The 9,694-nt window shown below is 71.7% G+C and carries 8 protein-coding genes; 6 read left to right on the top strand and 2 right to left on the bottom strand.

Annotated features, from left to right (window positions below; genetic code table 11):
- Window positions 1-136 precede the first annotated feature (136 nt).
- Entirely contained in the window at window positions 137-304 is a 168-nt protein-coding gene (locus ACIA3K_RS30775; RefSeq protein ID WP_007464795.1) for a DUF5679 domain-containing protein, read from the bottom strand.
- 526 nt (window positions 305-830) lie between these two features.
- Between ACIA3K_RS30775 and ACIA3K_RS30770 the strand changes: the two genes are divergently transcribed.
- A complete protein-coding gene (locus ACIA3K_RS30770; protein WP_396805233.1) occupies window positions 831-1,361 on the top strand; it encodes a M48 family metallopeptidase in 531 nt (176 codons plus the stop codon).
- 265 nt (window positions 1,362-1,626) lie between these two features.
- On the top strand, window positions 1,627-2,235 hold the full coding sequence (locus ACIA3K_RS30765; protein WP_396805231.1) for a hypothetical protein: 609 nt from the start codon (window positions 1,627-1,629) through the stop codon (window positions 2,233-2,235).
- Window positions 2,236-2,512: 277 nt separating this feature from the next.
- On the opposite strand, the gene ACIA3K_RS30760 is transcribed toward ACIA3K_RS30765, so the two are convergent.
- Window positions 2,513-3,841, bottom strand: coding sequence for a zinc-dependent metalloprotease (locus ACIA3K_RS30760; RefSeq protein WP_396805229.1), 1,329 nt, complete (start codon window positions 3,839-3,841; stop codon window positions 2,513-2,515).
- Window positions 3,842-3,956: 115 nt separating this feature from the next.
- On the opposite strand from ACIA3K_RS30760, the gene ACIA3K_RS30755 reads away from it, so the two are divergent.
- From ACIA3K_RS30755 to ACIA3K_RS30740, 4 genes are all read left to right on the top strand, one after another.
- Window positions 3,957-4,970 (top strand): PDZ domain-containing protein, encoded by a 1,014-nt coding sequence (locus ACIA3K_RS30755; RefSeq protein WP_355050563.1) that lies wholly within the window; start codon window positions 3,957-3,959, stop codon window positions 4,968-4,970.
- A gap of 96 nt (window positions 4,971-5,066) precedes the next feature.
- Window positions 5,067-8,063, top strand: coding sequence for a UPF0182 family protein (locus ACIA3K_RS30750; protein WP_396805226.1), 2,997 nt, complete (start codon window positions 5,067-5,069; stop codon window positions 8,061-8,063).
- A 188-nt stretch (window positions 8,064-8,251) separates the two neighbouring features.
- Window positions 8,252-8,761, top strand: a complete 510-nt coding sequence (locus tag ACIA3K_RS30745; protein ID WP_396805224.1) for a SigE family RNA polymerase sigma factor — start codon at window positions 8,252-8,254, stop codon at window positions 8,759-8,761.
- Entirely contained in the window at window positions 8,751-9,689 is a 939-nt protein-coding gene (locus tag ACIA3K_RS30740; RefSeq protein ID WP_396805222.1) for a hypothetical protein, read from the top strand. The genes ACIA3K_RS30745 and ACIA3K_RS30740 overlap by 11 nt, the downstream gene beginning before the upstream one ends.
- Window positions 9,690-9,694: the final 5 nt, after the last annotated feature.

Here is a 9,694-nt window from a genome sequence, read left to right as displayed (position 1 = left end):
GTGCCCACGCGTGGGGGGGTTTAACCCCCCCGCCCGGGGGGGGGGCGGCCCCCCCCCCCTCTGCCACCCCCGGGGGGGGGGGCCGGGGGGGGGGGGGGGGGGGGGGGCCCCCCCCGCCCCCGCAGATCCGTACGGGTCAGACCTTCGCCTTGCCGAGAATCCGGTTCACTGTTGTGCCGCATACCGGACACTTGCCCTTGGCCATGTTCATGCCGGTCTTCGAGACCTCCACGTGCCCCTCGAAGTCCCGCTTCTCCTTGCACTTCACGCAGTAACCGTTGTAGGTCTGGGCCTGGTCGGCCACGGTGCCCTCCTCGTCTCGTCCGCCGGTCAATACGGTTCCGGCGGAATGCCCGGCGGCGGACCTCACGGGGCGCCGGCGCTGGGGCTTACTCCACGGCCACCTTCGTGACCGCTGGTTCGCGGACCCTACCCAGGTCTGGGCAGTTCCATGTCAGCTGTGCATCGTCACTGTGAGCAAGTCGACGTCGAGAGTGTGCATGGCGAATTAGGTCGGATAAGTCAGTTTGGCGGGGACACGCCGACCAAACCCTCACAGCCACCCCTGCGGGTGCCCCCGCGGCAGGGTCGAGCGCGGTGATCACCTACGGTGGAGGGGCGGACCGCGCGGTGCCGCCGTCGGCGTACACGGTGGGTGACGAGACGGCGTGATGGCACTTCGGCGGTGGTCCAGTCAATAAATTTTCGGGACGCCGGGCGACCAATCACCATTTTTTGGGCGCGTGTCGCGCGGTTGACTCTTGCGGACCCCTGGTCAGTACGCATTAGCTTTCCCTCGTGACACGTAGCCGAGGCTGCGCGGCCCAGTGATGGCGGGGACGCGTAAGCCGGTCGTCGAGGTACGGCGCAGCCAGCGTCGGCGACGCACGGTGTCTGCGTACCGTGACGGTGAGCGGGTGGTCGTCCTCATCCCGGACCAGTTCTCCCGGGCCGAGGAGAGCGAGTGGGTCGACCGCATGTTGGCGCGGCTCGCCGCCCGCGAGGGTCGACTGGCCCGCTCCGACGACGAACTCGTCGCCCGGGCCAACCGGCTGATCGACCTCTACCTCGGCGGTTACGGCGAGAAGGCCGTGCCGGCCAGCGTCCGATGGGTCACCAACCAGAACGGCCGCTGGGGCTCGTGCACCCCCGCCGACCGAAGCATCCGCATCTCACACCGCGTCCAGGACATGCCCGACTGGGTGATCGACTACGTGCTGCTGCACGAGTTGACCCACCTCATCGTGCCCAGCCACAACGCCCGGTTCTGGGCGCTCGTCGGCCGGTACCCCAAGTCGGAGCGTGCGCGCGGCTACCTGGAGGGCATCGCCGCCGCATCCTGCGCCCCCGTCCCCACCTGACCCGCCCCTGGGCCCAGCCCAGCCCTGCCCGGCCTTGATCGACTCCACATCGCTGATGTCGGGGTGTCCTGGCGTCGGGATGCCCCGACATCGCCGATGTGGAGTCGATCACCGGGCCCGCCGGCTGACTGGCCCGTCTGGGCTGGCGCGGTGCGGCGGGTCGCGCGCGTTGGGCTGGGCGAGGCGGGCTCGGCGCGCGTTGGGCTCGGTCGGGTGGGCTCGGCGGGGTGGGTGGGGCGGTAGGTCGGGGCGTTAGGGTCGGGTCATGGCGCGGCGGGTGGTGGTGGTCATGTTCGGGCCGGTGCGGTGGTCGCCGCCGGGGATCGACCTGGCGCAGTGGCGGGCGGCGCTCGCCGAGGATGTCATCGACCTGGTCGCGACCCTCAACGAGGTGGACGTGGCCGTCGCCGTGACCCCGGCAGACCGTCCGCTGGCGGACGCGCTCGTCTGGCCCGGCACCGCCGTCCACGAGGTGCCCGAGCCGACGCCGAACGCGGTGTTCGCCACGCTGGACGGCTACGACCAGGCGGCAGTGCTCGTGGGTGACGTGCCCGACCTGCCCGCGCTGACCGTCGGCAAGCTGTTGCGCCCGCTCACCACCCGGTCGGTCGCCGTCGCCCCGGCCGAGGGCGGCGGCCCGGGTCTGCTCGGAGTGGCCGTACGGCTGCCCGTGCCGCAGTGGTTGCCCCCGCTCGACTTTGACACCGCAGTGCCGGCCGACGCCCGGGTCGGCGCCCCCCAGCCAGGGGACGTCGCCGTAACGGCCGGCTGGCGACGCCAGCGTGGCCCGGCCGACCTCGCCGCGCTGGACCCGGCCTTCGAAGGCTGGGAGGCCACCCGCTCGCTGTTGTCGGGCTCAGGCCGCCCCGCCTGATCGCGACGCCTGATCGCCGCGCCGTCGGCCGCCCCGCGGGGTTGTCGCGGGCGTGATCCACTCGGGTTCCAGGAAGGCGCGGCGTCCAGGCCGCGCGGACAACCCGCCTTCCAGGAAGCCGAGTGGATCACCGAGCCGCGCCGGGCGCCTGCCGGACGCCTGAGCCGCGTCGGGCGCGTGCCGGACGCCGAGCCGCGTCGGGCGCGTGCCGGACGCCTGAGCCGCGTCGGGCGCGTGCCGGACGCCTGAGCCGCGTCGGGCGCCCGGCCTGGCCGCGTCAGCTCTTGGCGCCGCCGTCCGTGCCGCTGCCGCCCTCGCCCTCGCTGTCGCCGTCCGTGCCGCTGTCGTCGTCGGACTCGCCCGGCGCCTTCTCGTGCGCGCCGCCCGGGGCGCTGAAGTCGAAGCTGTCCAGCTCGCTCAGGTCCATGTCGTTCATCGCGAACGCCACCGGGTCGGCGAAGTCGTCGTCGGACGGGAGCAGATCCGGGTGGCCCCAGACGGCGTCCCGGCCCTCGATGCCGCGGTGCTGGGTGAGCGCCGCCCACAGGGCCGCCGCCTCGCGCAGTCGGCGCGGGCGCAGTTCCAGGCCGACGAGCGCCGCGAAGGTCTGCTCGGCGGGGCCACCGGCGGCCCGGCGGCGGCGGAACGCCTCGCCCAGCCGTACGACGTTGGGCAGCCGGTCGCTGGCGGCGCTGTCCACCACGTGGCACACCCAGCCCTCGACCAGGGCCAACGCGGTCTCCAGGCGGGCCAGCGAGGCCTTCTGTGCCGGGCTGTCCTCGGGGGTGAAGATGCCCTCCAGGGCGATCGCCTGCATCGACTCCGGGTCGGTGGGGTCGACCCGGCCCATCGCCTCCTCGATCGCCTCCCGGTTGACCCGGATGCCCGAGGCGTACATCTCCACGGCGCTGAGCACGTGCCCGCGCAGCCACGGGACGTGCTGGAACAGCCGCTGGTGGGCGGCCTCGCGCAGCGCCACGTAGAGGCGTACCTCGTCCTCGGGAAGTTCCAGGCCCTCGCCGTACGCGCGGATGTTGGCCGGAATCAGCGCGGCCGTGCCGGCCGGGCCGAGCGGCAGCCCGATGTCGCCGGCGGAGAGGACCTCCGCGGCGAGCGAGCCGAGGGCCTGCCCGAGCTGGCCGCCGAAGAGCGCGCCACCGAGGGTGGCCACCATCGACTGCATCGGGCCGAGCTGGGCGCGCGCCTCCGGCGGCACCAGGTCACCCATCGCGCCGACCATCCGGCTGGCCACCGGGTCGCAGAGCTTGCGCCACACGTCGAGCGTCTTGAAGATCCACTCGTTGCGGTTCCAGGCGACCGGGGACTGGATGCCGGACGGCCACGACGTGGCCGGCTCCAACCACAGGTCGGCCAGGCGCAACGCCTCCTCGACGGCGTTGCGCTCGTACGGCGACACGGCCGGATCACCGGCGGCGGCGAGCTGGCTGGCCGCTACCTGCCGGGCCAGGTCCCAGTTGACCGGACCGCTGCCCGGCGCCGAGAGCAGGTGCTGCAACTGCGACATGAACTGCTGCATCTGCGCGGGATCGTTGGGGTCTGGTGGTTGCCCACCCGGGAGCGCGAAACCGAACGGAATATCAGGCACGACCTCTACGGTACGCGGGCCGCGCCCCAGGTAGTCGCCGCTGGCGTTGCGCTGAGGGCGAAGTCGTGTGACGCATCCGTCGGACCGGCCGGTGGCGATCGGTACGCTCTGGCGCATGAGACGTCGTGGCCTGACGGTCCTGCTCGGTGCCCTGTTCACCGCCCTGCTGAGCATCGGGGTGCTCCGGGTGCCGATTCCGTACGTGGTGCTCGGCCCGGGCCCGACCGTCAACACCCTCGGCACGGCCGACGGTAAGGAGGTCATCCAGGTCACCGGCCGGGAGACCTCCACGTCGGCGGGCCAGCTGCGGCTGACGACGGTGGGGGTGCAGCCGACGGTCCGGCTCCGCTCGGCGATCGCCGGCTGGTTCTCCGACGACGAGGCGGTGGTGCCGCGCGAGCTGGTCTACCCGCCGGGGGAGTCGACCGAGCAGGTCGAGCAGCGCAACGCCGAGGACTTCAAGGTGTCGCAGACCAGCGCCGAGACCGCCGCGCTGCGGGAACTGGGCTTCCCGGTGCAGGTGGTGATCAAGACGGTCGCGGCGGACGGCCCGTCCGCCGGGGCGCTCAAGGTCGGCGATGTGGTCACCTCGGTCGACGGTCAGCCGGTGCCGGTGGCCGCCAAGGTCACCGAGTTGATCCGGGCCAAGCCGGCGGGTACGGCGCTGACCATCGGTTACACCCGCGACGGCACGCCGGCCACCGCGACGGTGACCAGCCGGGAGCAGGACGGTCGGCCGCGGATCGGCGTCGAGATCGACCAGCAGCAGCCGCACCCGTTCACGCTCGGCATCGACCTGGAGGACATCGGCGGGCCGAGCGCCGGTCTGATGTTCGCCCTGGGCATCGTGGACAAGCTGACCCCGGCCGACCTCACCGGCGGAAAGGTCATCGCGGGCACCGGCACCATCGACGACGAGGGCACGGTCGGCCCGATCGGCGGAATCGCCCAGAAGCTGGTCGGCGCGAAGCGGGCGGGGGCCAAGGTCTTCCTGGTGCCGGCCGACAACTGTGCCGAGGCGGTCCGTAACCCGCAGCCCGACCTGCCGTTGCTGAAGGTGGGTTCGCTGGACGAGGCGCTGACCGCGTTGGAGACGCTGCGCGCGGGTGGTCAGCCGACCCGCTGCTGACCCGTGTGACCGTGCCCCGACACGCTCAGGAACAACCCGTACTCTGGGTGCCTGATCGGAGCCGATCACATCGAGCGTGCGGAGCCAACAGTGGTAATGCGTAGCAGCAGCCCTCTGCCGAGGATGAGCCGGCGCGGCCGGGTCACCATCGCCGTCCTGGTCGGGGTGTTCGTGCTCTTCACCCTGCTCGGTTGGGGTGTCCAGGCCTGGACCGACTGGCTCTGGTTCGACGAGGTGCGCTACACCGAGGTCTTCACCGGTGTGCTCGTCACCCGGCTGCTGCTCTTCGCGGTCATCGGCCTTGGCATGGCGGTGGTCGTCGGCGGCAACCTGTGGCTGGCGTACCGGCTGCGGCCGCGACTGCGACCGCACTCGGCGGAGCAGGCCACGCTGGAGCGCTACCGGATGGCGCTCAGCCCGCGTCTCGGCACCTGGATCGCGTTGATCGCCGCCGTGATCGGCCTCTTCGCCGGGCTGTCCGCCCAGAGCCGGTGGGACCAGTGGCTGCTGTTCCGCAACGGCGGTGACTTCGGTGCCGTGGACCCGGAGTTCGGGGTGGACATCGGCTTCTACGTCTTCCAGCTCCCGTTCTGGCGCTACCTGCTCGGTGTCGGCTTCACCGCCGTGGTGCTGGCGCTGATCGGCGCGCTGGCGGTGCACTACCTCTTCGGCGGGGTCCGCCTCCAGGGTGTCGGGGACCGCATGAGCAACGCGGCGCGGGCGCACCTGAGCAGTCTCGTCGCGGTGTTCGTCCTGCTCAAGGCCCTCGCGTACGTGCTGGACCGGCGGGCGATGCTGCTCGAGTACAACGAGGGCGCCAAGCTGTACGGCGCCGGCTACGCGGACGTCAACGCGCTGCTGACGGCGAAGGAGATCCTGGCGTACATCTCGGTCGTCGTGGCCATCGCGATCGTCGTGTTCTCCAACGCCTGGATGCGGAACCTGGTGTGGCCGGGCATCTCGCTCGCCCTGCTGGGCGTCTCCGCGGTGGCGATCGGCGGCATCTACCCCTGGGCGGTGCAGACCTTCGAGGTGAAGCCGAGCGCCAAGGACAAGGAGGCGCCGTACATCCAGCGCAGCATCGACGCGACGCGGGCGGCGTTCGGGTTGGGCAACACCGAGACCACCCCGTACGCGGCGAGCAACCTCACCCCACCGGCGAACCTGGCCACCGACACGTCCGTCGTGTCGAACGTGCGCCTGCTCGACCCGCAGTTGGTCAGCGAGACGTACACCCAGCTCCAGCAGGTCCGGGGCTTCTACGACTTCGGCCCCAAGCTGGACATCGACCGGTACGGGGTGAACGGCAAGACGTCCGACTACGTCGTCGGCGTCCGCGAGATCAACTACGGCGAGTTGACCGACCAGCAGAACACGTGGATCAACCGGCACACCGTCTACACCCACGGGTACGGCCTGGTGGCCGCCCCGGCGAACCAGGTGGTGTGCGGCGGGCAGCCGTTCTTCGTCTCGGGCTTCCTCGGCGAGCGGACGCAGGAGGCGTGCTCCTCGCAGACCGAGCAGATTCCCGCCAAGCAGCCGCGCATCTACTACGGCGAGCGGATGGCGGCCGACGACTACGCGATCGTCGGGCAGTCCGACCCGAACAAGAAGGCCGAGTTCGACAGGCCGGTCGGGGAGGGTGGCGGCGAGTCCTACACCTACACCGGTGAGGGCGGCGTCAAGATCGGTTCCTTCAGCCGGCGGCTGCTGTACGCCATCAAGGAGCAGGAGTCGAACTTCCTGCTCACCGAGGCGATCAACAAGGACTCCAAGCTGCTGTACGTGCGTAACCCCCGGGACCGGGTGGAGAAGGTCGCACCGTTCCTCACCCTGGACGGCGACCCGTACCCGGCGGTGGTCGACGGCCGCGTGCAGTGGATCGTCGACGGCTACACGACGGCCGCGACCTTCCCGTACGCCGAGCGTGTCAACCTCCAGGTCGAGACGACCGACGAGCTGACCAACCGGGGCACCTTCCAGTTGGCCCGGGAGAACGTCAACTACATGCGCAACTCGGTGAAGGCCACCGTCGACGCGTACGACGGCACCGTGACGCTCTACGAGTACGACGACACCGACCCGGTGCTCAAGGCGTGGAACAAGGCCTTCGGCGGTGACCTGATCAAGCCGAAGGCGGACATCCCGCCCGAGCTGACCGAGCACCTGCGCTACCCGGCGGACATGTTCAAGGTGCAGCGCAACCTGCTCACCAAGTTCCACGTGACCAACCCGGGTGACTTCTACTCGGCGCAGGACTTCTGGCAGGTGCCGAACGTGCCGGACGCGCCGGACAGCGGGCAGAAGCAGCCGCCGTACTACCTGTTCACCCAGTTCCCCGGGCAGGAGAGCCCCCGGTTCCAGCTCACCTCGGCGGTCACCCCGAACGGCCGGCAGAACCTGGCCGCGCTGATCTCCGGGTCGTACGTCGACGGAAAACCTCGACTCGAGGTGCTGGAGTTGCCGGACCAGACCCGGATCTCCGGGCCGGTGCAGGTGCACCAGCAGATGACCAACAACGCGAACATCCGTCAGCAGCTCAACCTGCTCTCCAGCAACCAGGCGCAGGTGCAGTACGGCAACCTGCTGTCGCTGCCCTTCGCCGACGGGATGCTCTACGTCGAGCCGGTCTACGTGAAGAGCAACCAGCAGGACGCGTACCCGCTGTTGCAGAAGGTGCTGCTCTCGTACGGTGACGGCGGCTCGTTCGTGGCGCTCGCCGACAACATCAACGACGGCATCAAGCAGTTGGTCGATCAGGGTAAGAAGGCCGGGCAGGGCACCTCGCCGCCGCCCACCACTGGTGGCAACCCGACCAGCCCGTCGCCGGGAGCGACGCCGAGCGCGACCCCGAGCGCGAGCCCGACGCCGAGCGGCACCGCCCCGCCGGCCGGCGATCTGGCCGTCGCCGCGGACCGGGTGCAGTCCGCCATCACGGAGGTCCGCGCCGCGCAGACCTCCGGGGACTTCGAGCGGTACGGCCGCGCGCTGAAGGCGTTGGACGAGGCGTTGACCGCGTTCCAGCAGGCGCAGCAGGCGAGCGGTGGCGCGCCCCCGCCGTCCGGCACCCCGAGCGCCACGCCGGGCGGCTGACCAGCCGCTCGGGAGGCACACCGGAGCCCTCGACGTCGGACCCCCGGGTCCGGACGTCGGGGGCTCCGTCGCATCCGTACGGTATGCCGGCCTGTCGCCTCTCCGACACGCTTTGTCCGGCCGACCCGCAACCCGGACCGGCCCCCTGCCGTCAGTGATGCATCGGGGGCGCGGACAAGGGGGCAGTCGTGAGGGACGCACAGAGCTTCGACGATTTCTACCGTGGCGCCGTCCGGCGGATGATCCGCTACGGCTACGCGGTGACCGGTGACCACACCGAGGCGCAGGACGTGGTGCAGGAGGCGTTCGCGCGGGCGTGGCGGCAGTGGGGGCGGCTCGCCGAGCACCCGGCGCCCGAGGCGTGGCTGCGCCTGGTGGTCTCCCGGTTGGCGAACGACCGTTGGCGGCACCTGCACCGTCGGCGGGTCCTGCTGAGCCGCAGCGGTCCGCCGCCGACCGCGCCCCCGCCGGGTGAGGACGGGGTGCTGCTCGTGGGCGCGCTCCGCCAACTGCCGGCCGCGCAGCGGCAGGCGCTGGCTCTGCACTACCTCTTCGACATGTCGGTCGAGGAGATCGCCCGGGAGGCCGACGTGCCGGTCGGCACCGTCAAGTCCTGGTTGTCCCGCGGCCGGTGCCGGCTGGCCGTACTGCTGCCCGACGTCCACATCGACGAACTGGAGGCGAACGATGTCCGCTGAGCTCTCCGACCTGTACCGATCGCTCACCGTCGCCGTGGACGACGTGACGGTGGCACATCCCGAGGTGGTCCGGCGGCACGCCGACCGGCGGGCCCGCGTGCGAGTGGCGGGTAGCGCGCTGGCGGTCGCGGTGCTGCTCGGTGGGGCCGCCGTCGGTGGACGCCTGGTGCTTCCCGTGGACGGGTCCGCGCCGCTGCCGCCACCGGCCGACACGCCGGGCCCGCCGTCGGTCGCGGGCAGTTCCACGCCCACCCCGTCGGCGTCCGCGCCGCCCACGCCGCAATCGTCGTCGCCGACGCCGTCGCACAGCACCGCCGGGGGTACGCGGTCGGTCGCGCCCACCGGCCAGGCGACCGCCCACGCGCCCACCTCGATCCCGGACCGGGCCTTCTTCGTCCTGGCGGCCGCCAACCGGACCGGGCTGGAATCGACCGCCGCGGGGCCGGTCCTGCCGACGCTGTGCGACGCCCGGTACGCCAGCGAGTCGGCGGTGGTGCAGCGCCGCGCCCGGTCGATCGCCTACAAGCGGCCGGAGACCCCGGCGGGCAACGTGCCGGACGGCAGTTACCGGCACAGCATCACCATCTACCGTCCGGGCCGCGCCGACGACGCGCTGCGGGAGCTGCGGCAGGCCGTCCGCGCCTGCCCGGAACAGAAGTCGCCCGACGATGCCAGGGTGTGGCGGCAGCGACTGCTGGACCCGGGGACGTACGGCGACGAGTCGGTGCTGTTCGAGCTGCGCGCCCCGTACCCGACGGGCATGGGTGACCCGGGCGCGTACGAGGTGCGGCTGGTCCGGGCGGTCCGGGTCGACGACGTGGTGACGGTGCTCTGGGAGCAGGGCTGGGAGTACAGCGCCGCCGAGCGCGCACAGGTGGACGCCGACAGTCGGCGTGCGGTGGCGGCGATCGAGAACTGGCTGGGCTGACGGCG

Origin of the sequence: Micromonospora sp. NPDC051543 (genome assembly GCF_044454415.1) — a bacterium.
Classification (GTDB): Bacteria; Actinomycetota; Actinomycetes; order Mycobacteriales; family Micromonosporaceae; genus Micromonospora.
The sequence above is the reverse complement of the archived record's forward strand: the minus strand, read 5'-3'. Positions and strand labels throughout refer to the sequence as shown.